21 protein-coding genes are annotated in these 18114 nt (G+C 33.8%); 16 read left to right on the forward strand and 5 right to left on the reverse strand.

Annotated features, from left to right (window positions below; translation table 11 throughout):
- Nucleotides 1-8: 8 nt before the first annotated feature.
- Together J6D32_RS12020 and J6D32_RS12025 are read left to right on the forward strand one after the other, a co-directional pair.
- Entirely contained in the window at nucleotides 9-563 is a 555-nt protein-coding gene (locus J6D32_RS12020; RefSeq protein WP_006785319.1) for an RNA polymerase sigma factor, read from the forward strand.
- The gene (locus J6D32_RS12025) at nucleotides 553-1701 is read left to right on the forward strand and encodes a hypothetical protein (protein ID WP_195248618.1); all 1149 of its coding nucleotides are present in this window, start codon (nucleotides 553-555) and stop codon (nucleotides 1699-1701) included. The genes J6D32_RS12020 and J6D32_RS12025 overlap by 11 nt, the downstream gene beginning before the upstream one ends.
- Nucleotides 1702-1731: 30 nt before the next feature.
- On the opposite strand, the gene J6D32_RS12030 is transcribed toward J6D32_RS12025, so the two are convergent.
- On the reverse strand, nucleotides 1732-2070 hold the full coding sequence (locus J6D32_RS12030; protein ID WP_287467717.1) for a TIGR04076 family protein: 339 nt from the start codon (nucleotides 2068-2070) through the stop codon (nucleotides 1732-1734).
- Nucleotides 2071-2192: 122 nt separating this feature from the next.
- Between J6D32_RS12030 and J6D32_RS12035 the strand changes: the two genes are divergently transcribed.
- The 10 genes from J6D32_RS12035 (at nucleotide 2193) to yfcE (ending at nucleotide 9469) form a co-directional block, all read left to right on the forward strand.
- Complete coding sequence (locus J6D32_RS12035; protein WP_287467718.1) at nucleotides 2193-2537, forward strand: winged helix-turn-helix transcriptional regulator; 345 nt, start codon at nucleotides 2193-2195, stop codon at nucleotides 2535-2537.
- A 223-nt stretch (nucleotides 2538-2760) separates the two neighbouring features.
- Nucleotides 2761-3468: an orotidine-5'-phosphate decarboxylase gene (gene pyrF / locus J6D32_RS12040; protein ID WP_006785315.1), complete on the forward strand. Its 708-nt coding sequence runs from the start codon at nucleotides 2761-2763 to the stop codon at nucleotides 3466-3468.
- Nucleotides 3469-3509: 41 nt separating this feature from the next.
- Complete coding sequence (gene pyrE, locus J6D32_RS12045; protein ID WP_006785314.1) at nucleotides 3510-4142, forward strand: orotate phosphoribosyltransferase; 633 nt, start codon at nucleotides 3510-3512, stop codon at nucleotides 4140-4142.
- Between the two features lie 99 nt (nucleotides 4143-4241).
- Nucleotides 4242-4958, forward strand: coding sequence for an SDR family NAD(P)-dependent oxidoreductase (locus tag J6D32_RS12050; RefSeq protein WP_229040130.1), 717 nt, complete (start codon nucleotides 4242-4244; stop codon nucleotides 4956-4958).
- A 169-nt stretch (nucleotides 4959-5127) separates the two neighbouring features.
- Complete coding sequence (locus J6D32_RS12055; RefSeq protein ID WP_006785312.1) at nucleotides 5128-5694, forward strand: ANTAR domain-containing response regulator; 567 nt, start codon at nucleotides 5128-5130, stop codon at nucleotides 5692-5694.
- A 344-nt stretch (nucleotides 5695-6038) separates the two neighbouring features.
- Nucleotides 6039-7376: a type I glutamate--ammonia ligase gene (gene glnA / locus J6D32_RS12060; protein WP_006785311.1), complete on the forward strand. Its 1338-nt coding sequence runs from the start codon at nucleotides 6039-6041 to the stop codon at nucleotides 7374-7376.
- Nucleotides 7377-7563: 187 nt separating this feature from the next.
- Complete coding sequence (locus J6D32_RS12065; RefSeq protein ID WP_006785310.1) at nucleotides 7564-8424, forward strand: MurR/RpiR family transcriptional regulator; 861 nt, start codon at nucleotides 7564-7566, stop codon at nucleotides 8422-8424.
- A 9-nt stretch (nucleotides 8425-8433) separates the two neighbouring features.
- Nucleotides 8434-8604 (forward strand): hypothetical protein, encoded by a 171-nt coding sequence (locus tag J6D32_RS12070; protein WP_009607435.1) that lies wholly within the window; start codon nucleotides 8434-8436, stop codon nucleotides 8602-8604.
- Nucleotides 8605-8629: 25 nt separating this feature from the next.
- Nucleotides 8630-8863, forward strand: a complete 234-nt coding sequence (locus J6D32_RS12075) for a hypothetical protein (protein ID WP_006785309.1) — start codon at nucleotides 8630-8632, stop codon at nucleotides 8861-8863.
- 57 nt (nucleotides 8864-8920) lie between these two features.
- The gene (gene yfcE, locus J6D32_RS12080; protein WP_006785308.1) at nucleotides 8921-9469 is read left to right on the forward strand and encodes a phosphodiesterase; all 549 of its coding nucleotides are present in this window, start codon (nucleotides 8921-8923) and stop codon (nucleotides 9467-9469) included.
- 34 nt (nucleotides 9470-9503) lie between these two features.
- Here yfcE and J6D32_RS12085 read toward each other — a convergent pair whose 3' ends face one another.
- The 4 genes from J6D32_RS12085 to J6D32_RS12100 all read right to left on the reverse strand — a co-directional run bounded on the left by J6D32_RS12085 (nucleotide 9504) and on the right by J6D32_RS12100 (nucleotide 13075).
- Complete coding sequence (locus J6D32_RS12085) at nucleotides 9504-10220, reverse strand: M15 family metallopeptidase (protein WP_006785307.1); 717 nt, start codon at nucleotides 10218-10220, stop codon at nucleotides 9504-9506.
- Nucleotides 10221-10486: 266 nt separating this feature from the next.
- Nucleotides 10487-11668, reverse strand: a complete 1182-nt coding sequence (locus J6D32_RS12090; protein WP_006785306.1) for an NAD(P)-dependent malic enzyme — start codon at nucleotides 11666-11668, stop codon at nucleotides 10487-10489.
- Between the two features lie 27 nt (nucleotides 11669-11695).
- A complete protein-coding gene (locus J6D32_RS12095) occupies nucleotides 11696-12226 on the reverse strand; it encodes a Fe-S-containing hydro-lyase (RefSeq protein WP_006785305.1) in 531 nt (176 codons plus the stop codon).
- Between the two features lie 9 nt (nucleotides 12227-12235).
- Nucleotides 12236-13075 (reverse strand): fumarate hydratase, encoded by an 840-nt coding sequence (locus J6D32_RS12100; RefSeq protein WP_006785304.1) that lies wholly within the window; start codon nucleotides 13073-13075, stop codon nucleotides 12236-12238.
- A gap of 340 nt (nucleotides 13076-13415) precedes the next feature.
- Here J6D32_RS12100 and murA point away from each other — a divergent pair, with 340 nt between their 5' ends.
- The 4 genes from murA (at nucleotide 13416) to J6D32_RS12120 (ending at nucleotide 17988) form a co-directional block, all read left to right on the forward strand.
- On the forward strand, nucleotides 13416-14675 hold the full coding sequence (gene murA / locus J6D32_RS12105) for a UDP-N-acetylglucosamine 1-carboxyvinyltransferase (protein ID WP_006785303.1): 1260 nt from the start codon (nucleotides 13416-13418) through the stop codon (nucleotides 14673-14675).
- Between the two features lie 190 nt (nucleotides 14676-14865).
- On the forward strand, nucleotides 14866-15075 hold the full coding sequence (rpmE, locus tag J6D32_RS12110; protein WP_006785302.1) for a 50S ribosomal protein L31: 210 nt from the start codon (nucleotides 14866-14868) through the stop codon (nucleotides 15073-15075).
- Nucleotides 15076-15655: 580 nt separating this feature from the next.
- Nucleotides 15656-15988 (forward strand): hypothetical protein, encoded by a 333-nt coding sequence (locus J6D32_RS12115; RefSeq protein ID WP_006785060.1) that lies wholly within the window; start codon nucleotides 15656-15658, stop codon nucleotides 15986-15988.
- Nucleotides 15989-16020: 32 nt separating this feature from the next.
- Nucleotides 16021-17988 carry a fructose-bisphosphatase class III gene (locus J6D32_RS12120; protein ID WP_006785061.1) on the forward strand — a complete coding sequence of 656 codons (1968 nt, stop codon included), beginning with the start codon at nucleotides 16021-16023 and terminating at the stop codon, nucleotides 17986-17988.
- Nucleotides 17989-18114 lie beyond the last annotated feature (126 nt).

The raw sequence follows: 18114 nt of genomic DNA on the forward strand, positions 1-18114 counted from the left end.
ATTTTTAGGTGGAGATTGAGCAAGTCATTGAGGAAGTGCTAAACAATTATAATGCTTATGAGAAAATCATTGATGTTTATTATACAGATATTTATCAGTATGTTTTGAAACAGATTGGGGATGTGGAAGTAACGAAGGAGCTTTGTCAGGATATCTTTTTTGAGACTTATCGCTCTTTGAAACGTTATGATAAGAAAAAGGCGAGTTTTAGAACATGGCTATACAAAATTGCGAATTATCGTTGCATTGATTATCTACGAAGTCGAGCCTATAAATATCAAGCTGATTCTTTCGATGAAGCGATCAAGACTATAGCTGATAACTCAAACGATGTGTTAACAACATTAATTCAGCAAGAAAAGACGCAGACAGTGAACGAACTGATGCGTCGTTGTTTAAAACCCAAGCATGAACGCATTATGAGATATTACTTTTATGCTGATTTATCAGTTGGGGAGATTTCTATTCTTGAAAAAATGCCAACTAAAACGATTTATACGATTATTAATAGAAGTTTAGAAAAGTTAAAACAAGAATTAGGAGGGGATTTTAATGAAAGATAAACTCATAGAAGAACAAAAGAAAATCATTATGAATCGGATTCAGAATTATGAGAATAAAAAACGTAAAAATTTTAAACCGATGATTTTAGTAGCCGCTATTTTATTAATTTTTATGATGCCACTGTTTTCAACTTCATCAAGCTCTTTTGGAATTACGCAAATTAATGCAAATGAATATACGCTAAATATTTTTGGGGATAAAGTTCATTTTAAATTTTATGCTTTGATGGAAAATCCAAATAAAATATTGATTAATGATGAGACGTCTTACTATGAAGGATTTCAAAAGTATTTTGATCTAACTTCAAAATTTAAATTAGAGCCGATTGAAATTGAAGGATACCTATTTTTGAAGATGATGAAAGGCAATGAAGTCATCAGTTATTTATATGTGGATAACTATGATGAGCATACTAGGTCTGTGCAAATGATAGATCGAAAGTTTTCTAATTTTGAAAGTGAGATACGTGAAATCATAGAAAATGTGAAGGTTTATCCATATGAGATAACGATTGAATCTGATGGTTGGTGCAGGGTCGAGGCAAATCAGGATGCATGGGAATTGAGTGAAAAAGAATTAGAGGATTATTTGTGGTTTAAAGAGATGCAATTACGTGTGTGGTCATCAGAGCCCATTGATGAGTATGAGGTTGTTATTTATTTAGATGAAGCGGGCAAGATGATAAACACGGGACATGTGATTGGACGATATAGTGAAGAGTTAGGTGTAGATTTTGCTGTTAATCCAACAGGTACGTTATCAGGTCATGACGAGGTAAATGGGCTGAAGATTGCATCGTATAAATATTTATTTGAAGAAATGGACGGAATACCTTGGGTAGCGGCGATGAAAATTGATTTTGGGCATTTAAATCCTGATGATTATGAGGTGAGATTGAACATTAATGATGAGATTGTTTCGTTGCAATGGTCTCTAAAAGATGAGGGAATCCTTTATTTAGCTTCTGAATTTATGCCATTAAATCAAAGGACAGAAAATATAGGGGGACAAAATGAATCAACTGTTCCGGTTGAAATGTATGTTGAATTATTAATTGTGGATAAATTAACAGGCGAAGTTTTAGTTAATTATAGTGACTATAATAGTATGGGTCCAACGATATATGAAGAACCTTAAAAGGGTCATCTCTATGCGAGATGACCTCTTTTATTTGACTGGTGTATAGTTGATTTGTGATTCTTCATCGGTACGTTCAATTTTGAAAATAACAGGACGAATCCCATCGTTGCACGAACAGATTGCGACTCCTTTTTTATCAATCCAATCTCCATAGTAGAAGGTTTCACTTTCATGGGATAAGGCAAAGACGTATTGATACATGGCTTTCCATGCCTCATCGCATAATCCTTCTGGTTTAGCATAGTCACCATAAAAGATATCCCCAACTTTATGCATTGGACATTTTCCCAGATCTTTGCATCCATATTCTTTTGCTAAATCTTCGTGAAATGTTGTTTTTAAAACTTCAATCTTACACTTTTTCAATCTTAGCACTCCTCACTTAGTTATCTTTGTGTTGCTACTAATATAATCCATGTTTTATACTTGAACAAGAATGCACTTTAAAGTAAGGTACTAACTGTTAGGAAAGTGGGGGAGAAACGATAATGAGTATGAGCGAGTTTAAAGATAAAGATTTAACAGATATTAAAGCGACACCATTTGGATATACACTTTCGATTATTGGTGGAAAGTGGAAGATGATTATTATGTTTTGGCTAATTGAATATGAGATTTTACGCTATGGACAGTTGAAACGATTGGTTGGTCAAATTAGTGATAAGGTACTAAATACTCAGTTAAAAGAATTAGAACGAGACGGAATTATTACTCGAAAAGAATATCCACAGATTCCTCCAAGAGTTGAATATTCGTTGACACCACGTGGCTTATCATTAATGCCGATTTTAGAAGAAATATGTCACTGGGGAGAATCAAACCGAAAACAATAAATTACTTATTTTTCGATAGTTGACAAAAAACACCTTATCTTCTATAATGATTGAGATAGCTTTAATTCGGTCCCGTGAGGCTGAGAAGAACACGTTTAAAATAAAAAAATATTCCGATTATTTAATGGAATTCGTGTATCCTCTTTTAGCATACTTACAGGCTGAAAGGGGATTTTTTTATACAGACGCGGGTTAAAGCATAAAGTTAATTGGGAGGTATTTTATGAATAAAGCAGTTATCATCGCATTAGATTTTAAAAATTTTGAAGAAACAAAAGCATTCATCGATCAATTTGAAGAGTCTTTATACGTTAAAGTAGGGATGGAGCTGTTTTATGCTGAAGGTCCTCAAATCATTAAATACTTAAAAGAAAAAAATCATAAAATTTTCTTAGATTTAAAATTACATGACATTCCAAACACTGTGAAAAGCGCCATGAAAAACTTAGCGCGTCTAGGTGTGGATATGGTTAACGTTCATGCAGCAGGTACAATTCCGATGATGAAAGCTGCAATGGAAGGATTAATTGAAGGAACACCTGAAGGAATGAATCGTCCTTTATGTATTGCTGTTACCCAATTAACTTCAACAACTGAAGAAATTATGCAAGAACAAATTTTAATTAATGAAACTTTACCTAATACAGTTTTAAAATATGCAACAAATACAAAAGAAGCAGGGCTAGACGGGATTGTATGTTCGGCTTTAGAAACAAAGGAAATCCATGAAAAATTAGGATTAGACTTTGTAACATGTACGCCAGGAATTCGCCAAGCTAGTGACTCTGTAGATGATCAAAAACGCGTTGTAACGCCAGAAAAAGCACGTGAATTAGGATCAGACTATATTGTAGTCGGACGCTCAATTACCAAAGCAGAAAATCCAGTTGAAACATATCGCTTAATTAATAAACAATTTTTAGGATTATAAAATAAAAATATAAAATGATAACGATGAGGAGAGATTTCTTTATGAAACGTACAATTGCTAAACACTTATTAGATATTCATGCTGTATTATTACGCCCAGAAAATCCATTTACTTGGACTTCAGGAATCAAATCACCAATTTATTGTGACAATCGTTTAACATTATCTTACCCAGCTGTTCGTCGTGATATTGAAGCAGGATTATGCGAAATTATTAAAAATGAATATCCAGAATGTGAAATGTTAATGGGAACAGCGACAGCTGGGATTCCTCATGCCGCAATTATGGCTGGTATTTTAGACTTACCAATGGGATATGTTCGTTCATCAGCTAAAAAACACGGACGTGGAAACCAAGTTGAAGGATTAGTTAAAGAAGGGATGAAAGTAGTTGTTGTTGAAGATTTAATTTCAACAGGAAAATCTTCAATTGAAGCAGTAGAAGTATTACGCGAATTAGGATGCGATGTTTTAGGAATCGTTTCTATCTTCTCTTATGAGTTAGAATCAGGACTTAAAAATTTAGAGGCTGCATCTTGTAAAAATGTTTCTTTATGTAATTATCAAACATTAGTTGAGGTAGCTGCTGAAGTTGGAGAAATTAGTGAAGATTCTATCGCTAAATTATCAGCATGGCGTCAAAACCCAGCAGATGAAAGTTGGTTAACAAAATAATTTTAAACATCGAGGATGCAAATGCATCCTTTTCTTGTATCTAATGATGCTTTAGATTATGATTAATACATTATAAGCAATCAACAGGAGGAAAGAATGATGAATGTTAAACGTTATTTTATCACAGGGGCATCAAGTGGAATTGGAGAAGATGTGACCAAAAAATTGATTGAATCGAATTATGAGGTCATAGGATGTGGATTAGAAGAAGAGACAGATTTTAAGCATCCTAATTTCTATTATTTCCAAGCTGATGTTACTGATTGGCAGTCGTTGACCTTAAAGTTAAAAGAAGTGATGACAGAGAATCAATTTGAAAAAATTGACGGAATTGTGACGAGTGCAGGTGTTTGTGGAGTTGCTGAAGATATTTATGGGACAACAGAAGAGCGTTTTGCTGAATTGTTCAATGTTAATGTGATGGGAACCTATAATTCAATTCGTGCAGCATTACCTTACTTACAAAATGGTGCAATTGTAACGTTGTCTTCAAGTCTTGGTACGAAACCTGTTAAAAATTGTATTGGATATTCTCCTGCTAAAGCGGCAATCTGTCAGTTAACTCAAAATTTAGCACTTGAATTAGCACCTAATATTCGTGTAAATACTGTGGCACCTTCTTATATTGATACTCCAATGACGAGAAGAGAACCAGAAAAGGATGCAATGCGTCAGGCACTAGTAGCCAATTATCCGCTACAACGTATTGGATACATTGAAGACGTTACGCCAGCTATTTTATATTTATTAAGTGATCAAGCTTCATTTATTACAGGAGAGATTCTTCGCGTTAGTGGTGGTGGACACTTACGATAATCAAAATATTCGTTAAATTTTGATAAATTTCTCTCATTAAAATCCATTTTTATCCATATTAAAAGTTGACAAAAGAACTAATAGAAGGCATGATAAATATGTAGAAGTGTGTTTTGACATAGGCTACAACATAGTGAATAATCTTTCTGATTTAGAAAAGGGTGAAGTTATGGGAGAACGTGTTATTATTGCATCACAATCAGAGAAGTTAGTTTCAAGTATTAGATCACAAATTGTAAGCAATGGCTATGAAGTTGTGGGAGTTAGTACAGATGGGTATGAATTAATTCGTCGTGCTAAAGCTTTATCGCCAGAAGTTGTCATCATTGATGAAGACTTAGGAGGAGTGAGCATTGTATCACTTGTAGAAACACTCATTTTTGAGCGTCAAGCTGTTTTATTATTGGGGAAATCGTATCAGAAATTTTATTATCGTCAGGATCCTTATTTTGAATTTTGTGAGAAGCCAGTACAACCCATTGTTTTAGTAACGATGTTACGTGTATTGACGAAGTATGGTCAGACTGTCAGACAGTTAGAATCTAAAGTAAATCAATTAGAAGAAGCACAAAAAACGGAAAAAGCTATTCGGTTAGCGAAACGAGCTCTTCAACAAAATGAAAATATGACAGAGGACGAAGCACATCGTTATATTCAAAAGAGGAGTATGGAGCTTAGGATTAGTAAACTAGAACTTTCTGAAAGAATTTTAAAAAGTTATCAGAAAAAGAGTTGATTTTTCAAAGGGCATCTCATATAATGGAAATATAGACAAGGGCGTCTTTAAGTAGCAAATAAATAAACTAATAAATGGTGAACAATGGGGTTCATTAAGTGAAACACTTATATAGTGTTAGCTTAGTGACCCTTTTTTTGTTAGTTTAACTCATTTTACGAAGTAAAATGTAGTTAAACTATACACCTTGAGGTGTCTTCACTAGTGCTTTTAATGAGATGCGAATAAATCTTATAAAGATGACACTTTTAGGCATTCAACGGAGAATGGAAAATGTTCAGTATTTAATCAATCATTAGATAGTAAACAGAGAGTATTAAGAATTTATGAGGAGGAATTGTGTTATGGCAACTTTCACTAAAGAAGAAATTTTACGTCTTGCACATGAAGAAGGGGTAAACTTTATTCGTTTAATGTTTACAGATTTATTTGGGGTATTAAAAAATGTTGAGATTCCATTATCTCAATTAGAAAAAGCATTAAACAATCAAATGATGTTTGACGGATCATCAATTGAAGGATTCACTCGTATCCAAGAATCTGATATGTACTTATATCCAGATTATAGCACTTGGTTAGTATTCCCTTGGAATCCAGGTGAAGCTAAAATTGCTCGTTTAATCTGTGATGTTCACAACGTAGATGGAGAACCATTTGCTGGAGATCCACGTTCAAACTTACGTCGTGTCATTAAAGAAATGAACGATTTAGGATTTACTCGTTTTAACTTAGGACCAGAAGCTGAGTTCTTCTTATTCAAATTAGATGAAAATGGAATGCCAACTCGTGAATTAAATGATCACGGAGGATATTTCGATTTTGCGCCACTTGACTTAGCTGAAAACTGCCGTCGTGATATCGTAATTGAACTTGAAAAATTAGGATTCGAAATTGAAGCATCTCACCATGAGGTAGCTCCAGGACAACACGAAATCGACTTCAAATATGATGACGTATTAGCGGCATGTGACAAAATCCAAACATTCAAATTAGTAGTTAAATCAATTGCTCGTAAACATGGATTATATGCAACATTCATGCCAAAACCAATCGCTGGAATCAACGGTTCAGGAATGCACTGTAACGTATCATTGTTCAATGAAGATGGAACAAATGCATTCTATGATCCAAGTGGAGACTTACAATTAAGTGAAACAGCATATCACTTCTTAGCTGGTATCTTAACACATGTTCGTAACTTTACGGCTGTTTCAAATCCAACAGTTAACTCATATAAACGTTTAACTCCTGGATATGAAGCACCAGTATACGTAGCTTGGTCACCATCTAACCGTTCACCACTAGTACGTGTTCCTGCATCTCGTGGGATGGGAACTCGTTTGGAAGTTCGTTCAGTAGATCCATCTGCAAATCCATACTTAGCATTAGCAGCTATTTTATCAGCTGGACTTGATGGAATTAAAAACAAATTAACTCCTCCTGCATCAGTTGAAGAAAATATTTTTGAAATGAACCAAGAAGAGTTAGATGCTCATGGAATTACAGCTTTACCAGGAACTTTATTCGATGCTTTAACTTTATTAGAGCAAGATGAAGTGATTAAAGCTGCATTAGGATCACACATTTTTGAAAAATTTGTTGAAGCTAAACATCAAGAATACGATGAATATCGTTTAGCTGTTCATGATTGGGAATTAAAACGTTACATGAGCTTATTATAATAAAATCTTTTCGATTTTAGGGAGTATCAAATATAATCATTCTTTTTTGGGGGGAAACAAAAAAGAATAATCAAAGGGATACTGAATCAGTTGCAAATAGTAACTGATTCAGTATCCCTTTTCATCTATAAATAGGTGAGAAGGGATGTTATAATTTTAGTGAAATTTTTCAAATGGGTGATCAATAATGGGGATATTAGAGGAACTTAGTAATCCAACGTTCAAAGTAACAAAATCGGATAAAATTTTAATCGAATACATAAAAAACACACTGAATACGGTGGTTTATAAGCCAATATCTGAAATAGCTAAAGAATCAGGTATTGGAGAAGCGACGGTTACTCGATTTACAAAAAAATTAGGATATAGTGGTTTCCAAGAATTTAAAATTAATTTAACGAAAGAATTAACGCTTCAAGAAGAAAAAGTGATTATGAATCCTAATATAAGTTGTAATGAAGAAGTAACAGAAACAGCTATGAAATTGTTTCAGGCCACATCAGAGGTATTACATCAAACACTTGAAAAAATTAATCCACATATGATTGTACAGTGTGTGCAAATGTTAACAAAAGCACGAAAAATTTATATCATTGGAATAGGATACTCAGGGATTGTTGCGACAGATTTTAATTATAAATTAATGAGAATTGGAGCTAATAGTTTTCCCATCATAGATAGTCATACGATGTTAATGTTAGCCTCTATTATGCATCAAGATGATATTATTTTAGCAATCTCTCATTCAGGAAATACAGATGAAGTGATTGAAACCGTTCATCTGGCAAAACAGCAAGGAGCAAAAATTATCGCTTTAACTGAAAATTACAACAGTCCATTGCTTCAATTAGCCGATGTTTTTTTAACATATCAGTCAAATGAAACAACATTTGAAACAGGCTCAGTTACTTCAAAACTAGCTCAAATGTTTATGCTCGATCTCATTTACACGGAAATGATTAAAGAACAATTTGATGACGTATTAGAAAAGAAAGTTAAAACAACTGATGTTATTGTAGCGTATAAAAATAAACGCAAAAAAAATTAGATATCTAACATGTTATTTAGTCGAAAATATGTTAAGTTAGGAATAGAAGTAAAAAGTGGAATTTTAAAAGTGAACGTTGTTTCAGAAGAAGGGGCGTTAGATTTTAACATTACATCAACTGATGGAACTGATGATGAAGCTTTTAAAGATATTGTGGATAAGTGTGAAAAATATGAATGATCGGTTGAAGTGGAGGTGGAGTCAGGTGAGAGTTAAGACAGTCGATATTCATTCGATGACTGTGATGCAGGCCAAAAGTTTTTTACTTCAGACGTTCAATAAATTAGAGCCAGGGATCGAGGAAGTGATTGTTATTCATGGATTTAATCAAGGTACTTCTTTAAAAGAGTTAGTTTTACATGAATTTAAACATCCTAAAATTCAGTCAAAATATCCATCGCTGAATTCAGGTCGAACACGAATCTTTATTAAATCATAGTGTTTTTTTAGTAATCTGTTTTATAATAAGGATAGATATGAAAAAGGAGTGAAAGAGATGAAATTAATGTTTGCATCCGACATTCACGGTTCGGCGTATTGGGCTAAAAAAATTCTTGAACGCTTTGAATCAGAAGAAGCTGATTACTTAGTATTACTTGGAGATATTTTATATCATGGGCCACGTAATCCGTTGCCTCAAGATTATAATCCACAGGTTGTCATTAAATTATTAAATAGCGTTAAAGATAAAATTATTGCCGTACGTGGAAACTGCGATAGCGAAGTCGATCAAATGGTTTTAGAGTTTCCAATCATGGCAGACTATAATATCATACCATTTAAACATCGCAAGATAATGGCGAGCCATGGACATATTTATGATGAGAATAAACTTCCGATTTCACTTGCACAAGGTGATGTTTTCATTTTTGGACACATTCACGTTCCTGTTTTAAAACAACTAGAAGGAATTTATATCTTAAATCCTGGTTCAGCTACCCTTCCAAAAGAAAATCATCCCAACACTTACGCAACTTTAGTTGGGGATCATTTTAAAGTCAAAACATTTGATGGAGAAGTATATAAAGATTTACATCTAAAATAAAGAAAACTCGTCGATTAGACGAGTTTTTTCTTGTTTATTGGTTGTATGGTTCGATAAATTTTGTCATAAACTCTTCAAGCGTACCAATCTGATAATAATGCATCAGTCTTGCCACTCTTTTTCCTACAAAGGTGATATGCCAGGGTTCATACCTATATCCGGTTAAATGACTCAGTCCTTTTTGGTAACGAATAATAAATCCATACTCATGTGCATGATTATTAATCCAGTTTGATTCCTTTGTCCCTTCAAATTTATCTGATTCATGGTCTGTTTCACAAATATCAATAGCGTAGCCTGTTTGATGTTCACTGTGTCCTGCTCTTGCACTATAAGTATCCACAGCTTGCATGGAATCTTTTTTTAAGTAGTCGTGATAAAGATTTTCTTGATAATCAAATGTTCGATAGGCGGATACAACGGATAAATGACAACCTGCTACACGAGCATCTTCTTGTAGTTGTAAAAAAGCTTCTACTGTATTTTGACAGGCCTGATATGTCGAGTTAGGAAAATAAGTGAGAGTGGAAGGGATAAAGTGAGATGGCAATTTTTTATACTTATTAACGAGTAGCGGAAATACACTTGTATCTTTAATTTCTTCAATCCCTTCATAAAAGGGTCGATAAAGTCCAGCGTTGACTTGCCAGATCACATCAGATGTTTGAAGCTGTGGATTTTTAAGGGCATAATCATAATAATGTTGTAAATGTTCTTCCTTATAATAAGAATAAAATTCAAAGCGGTTCAAATCATCACCTCCCACTAGTTTATACTATAGAATATGAACCCCCTCATGCTAAACATGCATGAGGGGGTTCTGTTTTTTTGATACGCAATATTGAGTCATTTATAGATTTCTAAAACTAATATATATAATAATACGTGATGAGTGATTTTTTCAGAAAATTATATCTATTTTTTTGCCTAGTAGTTCAGGATTATTTTTTACGTAAAATGCTAGCGAACCTACATTTTAAGAATCAGTTTTAATTCATAGTAGACAGATTTATAAATTTAAATACGAGCTACATTTGTTTTTTTAGCTGTTTCTTTAACAGCCTCTGCGACTTTTTTAGCAACATCAGGATTGAATGGCGACGGAATAATGAAATCAGGTGCTAATTCATCGTCACTTACACAAGAGGCGATGGCGATTGCAGCTGCCATTTTCATTTCTTCATTGATTTTTTTAGCACGAGCGTCAAGTGCTCCACGGAAAATGCCTGGGAAGGCTAAGACGTTATTAATTTGGTTCGGGAAGTCTGAGCGTCCGGTACCAACGACTAGTGCGCCACCTTCTTTTGCTAAATCTGGCATGATTTCAGGATTTGGATTGGCCATTGCAAAGATAAAAGGATCTTTGTTCATTTTAGCAATCATTTCTTTTGTTACAATGTTAGCAACAGAGACACCGATAAATACATCGGCTCCAACTAAGGCACTTGCTAATGTATCATCCCCGATGAAATCTTCAGGATTTGTAATTTCAAGTAATTCCTTTGTTAAGAAGTCATAACGGTCTGCTTTACTTTTGTGGACAATTCCATCGATATTATATCCAATAATATTTTTAACGCCTAAAGCATGTAACATTTTAATAATAGAGCTTCCCGCTGCTCCTGTTCCACTGACGATAACTTTTAAAGATGATAGTTCTTTATTTGTTAATTTGCACGCATTAATCAATGCGGCACTCACAACAATGGCTGTTCCGTGTTGGTCATCATGAAAAACTGGAATATCCATTTCTTCGATTAAACGGCGTTCGATTTCAACGCAACGAGGTGCTGAAATATCTTCAAGGTTGATTCCACCTAAAGATGGGGCAAGTAGTTTACAAGTTTGAATGATAAGTTCTACATCTTGAGTATCGAGGCATAATGGGAAAGAATCAACATTTGCAAATTGTTTTAATAAAATTGATTTTCCCTCCATAACAGGTAGAGCTGCTTTAGGACCGATATTTCCAAGCCCTAAAACGGCTGAACCATCGGTAATAACGGCAACCATATTCCCTTTACTTGTGTATTTATAAATTTCATCTTCATTTTTAGCGATTTCACGACAAGGTTCGGCCACACCTGGCGAGTATGCTAAACTTAAATCTTCTTTTGTTTCTACCTTAACTTTTGAATTAATTTCTATTTTTCCACGAGCTGATTCGTGTAGTGCTAACGATTTTTCAAATACATTCATGATGTTTCCTCCAAATAGTAATGTTTTTTAGTTTTGAGTTGAATATAGACTATTACCGTAACAATCCGTTGCTACGATAACAGGGAAATCTTCTACATATAGGCGTCTAATGGCCTCTGTACCTAAATCATCAAATGCAATGACTTCGCATTCTTTAATTTGTTTTGCAAGTAATGCAGCGGCTCCACCTACTGCAGCAAAATAAATACCAGTATTTTGTTTCATTGATTCAATAACTAGTTCATTTCTTGGCCCTTTTCCAATCATTCCACTTAACCCAAGTTCTAGTAAAGTTGGAGAGTAGGCATCCATTCGATAACTGGTTGTTGGACCTGCAGAACCAATAACGGCTCCAGGTTTTTCAGGTGTTGGACCAACATAATAGATGATATTATCTTTTAAATCAAAAGGAAGAGGTTCATTATGTTCGATTAATTCAATTAAACGTTTATGAGCGGCATCACGTGCCGTATAAATAACACCTGTTATTTTAACCATATCTCCAGCTTTTAATGTTTTAACGATATCCTTTGTTAAAGGTGTTTGTAAATTTATCATGACGGCCCCCTAAAAAATTTCTGTTAAATGTCTAGAAGCGTGACATTGGATGTTTACGGCCACGGGAAGCGATGCGATGTGACATGGATAGGTGTTAACTTTAACGGCTAACGCTGTTGTAACCCCTCCAAATCCCATTGGACCAATATTTAATTCGTTAATTTCTTTTAATAGTTCAGTTTCTAATTTAGCGGCAATCTCATCTTGCGACTGGTCTTTTATTTCACGCATTAAAGCTTGTTTTGAAAGAAGGGCACATTTTTCAAAGTTACCACCGATTCCAATCCCAACAATAATCGGAGGACATGGATTTCCACCTGCTTTTAAGACAGTATCAATAACGAACCGTTTAACTCCTTCATATCCATCTGATGGTTTTAACATTGAAATTGCGCTGACGTTTTCACTTCCGGCACCTTTAGGAGCAATGGTAATTTTTAATTGATCCCCTTCTGTAAAATTATAGTGGATAATAGCGGGAGTATTATCCTTTGTATTAATACGGTGAAGCGGGTGAGCGACGACCGATTTTCTTAAATATCCTTTTTCGTATCCACGACGAATTCCTTCATGTATCGCAGCTTCAAGATTTCCAATGAGTTGAAGCTCGTGGCCAATTTCTACAAATACAACGACAATTCCTGTATCCTGGCACATTGGAACGTGATCTTTTGATGCAATTTCATCATTTTCTATAATTTGAGAAAGGATGGTTTTTCCTAGAGTAGAGGTTTCGACATCTTTTGCCATTCTTAATGTGTTAAATAATGAGTGACTGGCATAATAATTAGCTTCAATACACATTTGTTCAATTTTTGGAATAATACTTGAGACTTCAAGTTTTTTCATCTATAAAATCCCTCCTTATTACCTAATATTTTACAGTAATATAGAATATAATAAAAGGGAAACGACGAGCTTATAAATTTTGTTAGAGTGTCTTTCATTGATAGTAGAGATTTAATAAGAAATAATATTCCAAAATAACCACAAAATTATATTTTTGGTACAAAATTTCTTTTATTTTAGGGTGGAAAAATGTCTAATTTTGTAATTGATTACAATTATCATTAAATTTTGAAAAAAATAATAGAGAAGCACTATAAAAGGTAAAATATCTTTAACAACTTAGGCCAAAGTTTGATATAATACAATAGGTATTCGTGTAGAACAGAAAGGAAGAGCGTCAATGGAAGTGATTAAAATAGAAGGAGGACGTCCTTTAAGAGGAACAGTCCGAATTGACAGTGCTAAAAATAGTACAGTTGCTTTAATTCCTGCGGCCATTTTAGCGGATTCTTCAGTTATATTAGAAGGCGTTCCACAAATTGTTGACGTCGATCATCTAGGAATGATGATTGAACAATTAAATGGTACATATAAGTTAGAAAATGATGAATTAATTATAGATCCTACAAACTTAATAAATACACCGTTAATTGAGGGTGCAGTCAATAAATTACGAGCTTCATATTATTTCATGGGAGCTTTGCTTGGAAAATTTAAAGAAGCGGTAATTGGAATGCCAGGAGGTTGTTATCTTGGACCTCGTCCGATTGATTTACATTTAAAAGGATTTGAAGCGTTAGGGGCAACCATTACTCAAGAAGCAGGGGCTATCAAATTAAAAGCGGATGTTTTACGTGGGGCAAAAATCTATCTAGATTTCCCATCAGTAGGGGCGACAATTAACATTATGTTAGCAGCTGTAAAAGCTGAGGGAACAACCGTGATTGAAAATGCAGCAAAAGAACCTGAAATTGTTGATATTGCAAACTTATTAAATAGTATGGGAGCAAAAATCAAAGGAGCAGGAACAGGAGAAATCCGTATTCAAGGGGTTGAAAAACTTCATGGAACTCGTCATGCAATTATTCCAGACCGTATTGAAGCGGGAACTTATATTACATTAGCAGCTGTAGCGGGAGAAGAAGTGAAAATTGATAATATCATTCCTCATCACTTAGAAGCATTAATTGCTAAATTACGTGAAATGGGTGTTGATATCGATGTTTTCACCGATCATGTGATTGTACGTGGATTAAAATCAATGAAAGCTGTAGATTTTAAAACCAGCACATATCCAGGACTAGCAACAGATTTACAACAACCATTAGTGACTTTATTAACTCAATCAACAGGAGTTGGAATGGTGACAGATACAATCTACTCTGACCGTTTTAAAAACTGCTTTGAGTTAAATAAAATGGGAGCTAATATCAAGGTACAAGGCAATTCAGCTATCGTTCAAGGTCCTAGCAAATTATATGCAGCACGCGTTAAAGCAACGGACTTAAGAGCAGGAGCATCACTTGTTATCGCTGGATTAGTTGCACAAGGTGTAACTGAAATCTCAAACACATATCATATTGATCGAGGATACTCGAACATTGAACAAAAATTAAATAACATCGGTGCCAAAGTATGGCGTGAAGATGTAAATGAGTAATAAAAAAATCAATAGAACATAATTGAAAAGCTTTATAGGATATAGGTGAAAAAATTAGAAAATTGGGAATATTTTTATTGCCGGATTCGTAAAATTTATATTGCACCATAACTATAAATCTAGTATAATTCTATTGTTATATAGACTTTCTCTGATTTAAAAATTAATCAGGGCCGAAGGAGTGAAAGAAATGAAACAAGGAATCCATCCAGAATACAACCGTATTAACGTAGTATGTACTACATGTGGAAACGAATTCGAAAGCGGATCTGTTAAGAAAGAAATCCGTGTTGACACTTGCTCAAACTGTCACCCATTCTATACAGGACGTCAAAAATTCGCTCAAGCTGACGGACGTATCGAACGCTTCAACAAAAAATACGGAATCAATTCTAAATAGTTTTGATACTAAAACACCACCATTTGTGTGGTGTTTTTTTTATACTTATAAAAATGAATATCTTCTCTTTTACTCATTTTTATCTTATTTTTCGAATATTTTTTCATTTCGTTCTTTTGATAGGATATAATCTGGATTTTTGTTACCGTACTATTAAATAAAATCATAAAATTAAAAATGTATCTGATAATGAGACTGCTTTATCATTGATGTGTGAAAGCATAAAAAACAATACAGCATGAACAAGTCGTCATTTTTTTTAGAATCAATAGAAGTAAAGTTGTAAGGTAAAATTTAGCAAATTATTTTAATTTGTGAAAATAGTAATAACGCTTTCTTTTGGTAAGGAACTGTGATAGAATCCAAATTGTACAAGAAAAGATTATAACGTTAAATTGCCAAGCGATAACAATCCGTTTATTCTTGTTAAAATGTTTTTTACCCTAATTGAAAAGAGGCTTCCGAATGAATCGGAAGTCTCTTTTTGATAAGAAAGACAATTTGTGAAAAAACGGATTAGGGGGAAGGAAAAAGGTTAATTTAATTATTAATCTTATAAAATGAAGGGGATGAATAAAATATGAAATGTGAAGTGATTGTAATCAAAAATCTAATCAAACAAAATAAATTAGATTTAGCTATTCAGGAATTAATGGACTATGCGGATAAAACGGGGGCAAACAATATTGTAGTCAATCATTATTGGTCACAACAAAAATTACAACAATTAATTGAAGAACAATGCAAAGATGAATATATGCATTGGATTACCGTCTATGATTCAATTTCCCATATTGAAACTTTAAAAGCACCTTGGTTTTATCGTGATGAATTAGGAAACTTTTATAATATAAATGAAATGATACTTGAATTAACACTTAAAAAAATTGAGAATAATGTAAAATCAGCATAATTGGGGATAAGTCTGAAAAGTAGGGGAAAACAATGAGGGATGATCAGAAAAGTACACGAGAAAAACATTTGAAATTACTTGGTAAAAGTTTTCCAAGTATTGATAGTGCTGCTACAGAAATTATTAATTTAGAAGCAATATTGAACTTACCGAAAGGAACAGAACATTTTTTGACAGATATTCATGGGGAGTATGAACCTTTTATACATGTTTTAAAAAATGGTTCAGGAGTTGTAAAGGTTAAGATTGAAGAAGTTTTTCGAAATACCTTGCTAGATAGCGAGAAAAAGTCACTAGCTACGTTGGTCTATTATCCAGAACAAAAAATTGAGATGGTTGAAAAGCAATTTGACAAGATGGATGACTGGTACCGAGTTAATTTATATCGACTCATTGAACTTTGTCGAAATGCTTCAAGTAAGTACACGCGGTCTAAAGTTAGAAAAGCTTTACCAGAGGATTTTCGATATATCATTGAAGAATTGTTACATGAGCAAGAAAATGGCATTGATAAGCATGATTACTATGATGGAATCATTAATACGATTATTGAAGTCGGAAAGGCACGGGAGTTTATTATTGCCTTATCTAATCTTATTCAACGTCTTGTTATTGATCGCCTACACATTATCGGAGATATTTACGATCGTGGACCAAGGCCCGATATTATTATGGATACTCTTTTGAACTATCATAGCGTCGATATCCAATGGGGAAATCACGATATTGTGTGGATGGGCGCTGCATCTGGTCATCAGGCTTGTATCGCCAACGTTTTAAGAGTTTCAGCACGTTATAATAATTTAGATGTTATAGAAGATGCCTACGGTATCAACTTATTGCCACTTGCAACTTTTGCTATGCATGCCTATCAAGATGATCCATGTCATGCCTTTCAAATTTTAGATAATCGTAAGGAAGATTATGCGATGGGAGAATTTGAACTAATTTCCAAAATGCATAAAGCAATTACGATTATTCAATTAAAATTAGAGTATGATATCATCACGAAACATCCAGAATTTGAAATGACACATCGACTTTTATTACATAAAATCAATTATGAAGCAGGAACAATTGATTTAAACGGACAAACTTATCCACTGACTGATACCCATTTTCCAACGATTAATCCACATCAGCCATATGAGCTAACAGATGAAGAGAGAAATGTTATTGAACGCCTAACGATTTCTTTTATTAACAGTGACAAATTACAAAAACATGTGCGTTTTTTGTTTAAGTGTGGCAGCATGTATTTAAAATATAATTCGAATCTCTTATTTCATGGATGCATTCCCATGAATGAGGATAAAACATTTCAAGAAATGACGATTCAAAATAAACGGTATAAAGGAAAAAAACTACTAGATCAATTTGAAGTTATGGCAAGAGAGGGTTATTTTAATCAAAATAATCTTGAAGATAAGCAGTATGGGATGGATATCATGTGGTATTTATGGTGTGGGGCAAAATCCTCTTTATTTGGAAAAGAATCAATGACAATGTTTGAACGCTATTTTTTAGAAGATAAAAAGCTCATGGTTGAGAAAAAGAATGCCTATTATAAGTTTCGTGATGATGAAGAAATGTGTAACTTGATTTTTGAAGAATTTGGACTTGATCAATGCGAGTCTCGTATTGTTAATGGACATGTTCCCGTTAAAAAAAAGGATGGTGAAAGTCCGATTAAAGCAAATGGAAAATTGCTTGTCATTGATGGTGGATTTTCGAGGACGTATCAACGGAAAACGGGGATTGCAGGCTATACGCTGATTTATAATTCATACGGGCTACAAATTGTCGCTCACGAACCTTTCGAATCAACGGAAAAAGCCATCGCTCTTGAATTAGATATTTTATCCACAAGAGTCGTTGTCGAAAAAATATTAGTAAGAAAGCGGGTAAGGGACACTGATGTTGGCCTTGAATTAATGGATCAGATTGATGATTTGAAATTACTTTTAAATTCCTATCGTCGAGGCTCTATGAAATTTTAAAAATCTTCTGTATAAAAGTTTGATCATTGGATAGTCTATGTCTATCGTAAACTTATTTTTTCAGTATTTCTATGTTTGAAGTGAGGTTTCCATGTCAGAGTGGACACCTCTTTTTAATAAAGGAAA

The organism is Turicibacter sp., assembly GCF_017941855.1.
Classification (GTDB): domain Bacteria; phylum Bacillota_I; class Bacilli_A; order MOL361; family Turicibacteraceae; genus Turicibacter; species Turicibacter sanguinis.

What these genes read in the sequence shown, in the direction of transcription:
- J6D32_RS12025 (WP_195248618.1), top strand. Translation starts at nt 553, where the DNA reads ATGAAAGATAAACTCATAGAAGAACAAAAGAAAATCATTATGAATCGG.
- J6D32_RS12035 (WP_287467718.1), top strand. Translation starts at nt 2,193, where the DNA reads ATGAGTATGAGCGAGTTTAAAGATAAAGATTTAACAGATATTAAAGCG.
- pyrF (WP_006785315.1), top strand. Translation starts at nt 2,761, where the DNA reads ATGAATAAAGCAGTTATCATCGCATTAGATTTTAAAAATTTTGAAGAA.
- pyrE (WP_006785314.1), top strand. Translation starts at nt 3,510, where the DNA reads ATGAAACGTACAATTGCTAAACACTTATTAGATATTCATGCTGTATTA.
- J6D32_RS12050 (WP_229040130.1), top strand. Translation starts at nt 4,242, where the DNA reads ATGAATGTTAAACGTTATTTTATCACAGGGGCATCAAGTGGAATTGGA.
- J6D32_RS12055 (WP_006785312.1), top strand. Translation starts at nt 5,128, where the DNA reads ATGGGAGAACGTGTTATTATTGCATCACAATCAGAGAAGTTAGTTTCA.
- glnA (WP_006785311.1), top strand. Translation starts at nt 6,039, where the DNA reads ATGGCAACTTTCACTAAAGAAGAAATTTTACGTCTTGCACATGAAGAA.
- J6D32_RS12065 (WP_006785310.1), top strand. Translation starts at nt 7,564, where the DNA reads ATGGGGATATTAGAGGAACTTAGTAATCCAACGTTCAAAGTAACAAAA.
- J6D32_RS12070 (WP_009607435.1), top strand. Translation starts at nt 8,434, where the DNA reads ATGTTATTTAGTCGAAAATATGTTAAGTTAGGAATAGAAGTAAAAAGT.
- yfcE (WP_006785308.1), top strand. Translation starts at nt 8,921, where the DNA reads ATGAAATTAATGTTTGCATCCGACATTCACGGTTCGGCGTATTGGGCT.
- J6D32_RS12090 (WP_006785306.1), bottom strand. Translation starts at nt 11,668, where the DNA reads ATGAATGTATTTGAAAAATCGTTAGCACTACACGAATCAGCTCGTGGA.
- J6D32_RS12095 (WP_006785305.1), bottom strand. Translation starts at nt 12,226, where the DNA reads ATGATAAATTTACAAACACCTTTAACAAAGGATATCGTTAAAACATTA.
- J6D32_RS12100 (WP_006785304.1), bottom strand. Translation starts at nt 13,075, where the DNA reads ATGAAAAAACTTGAAGTCTCAAGTATTATTCCAAAAATTGAACAAATG.
- murA (WP_006785303.1), top strand. Translation starts at nt 13,416, where the DNA reads ATGGAAGTGATTAAAATAGAAGGAGGACGTCCTTTAAGAGGAACAGTC.
- rpmE (WP_006785302.1), top strand. Translation starts at nt 14,866, where the DNA reads ATGAAACAAGGAATCCATCCAGAATACAACCGTATTAACGTAGTATGT.
- J6D32_RS12115 (WP_006785060.1), top strand. Translation starts at nt 15,656, where the DNA reads ATGAAATGTGAAGTGATTGTAATCAAAAATCTAATCAAACAAAATAAA.
- J6D32_RS12120 (WP_006785061.1), top strand. Translation starts at nt 16,021, where the DNA reads ATGAGGGATGATCAGAAAAGTACACGAGAAAAACATTTGAAATTACTT.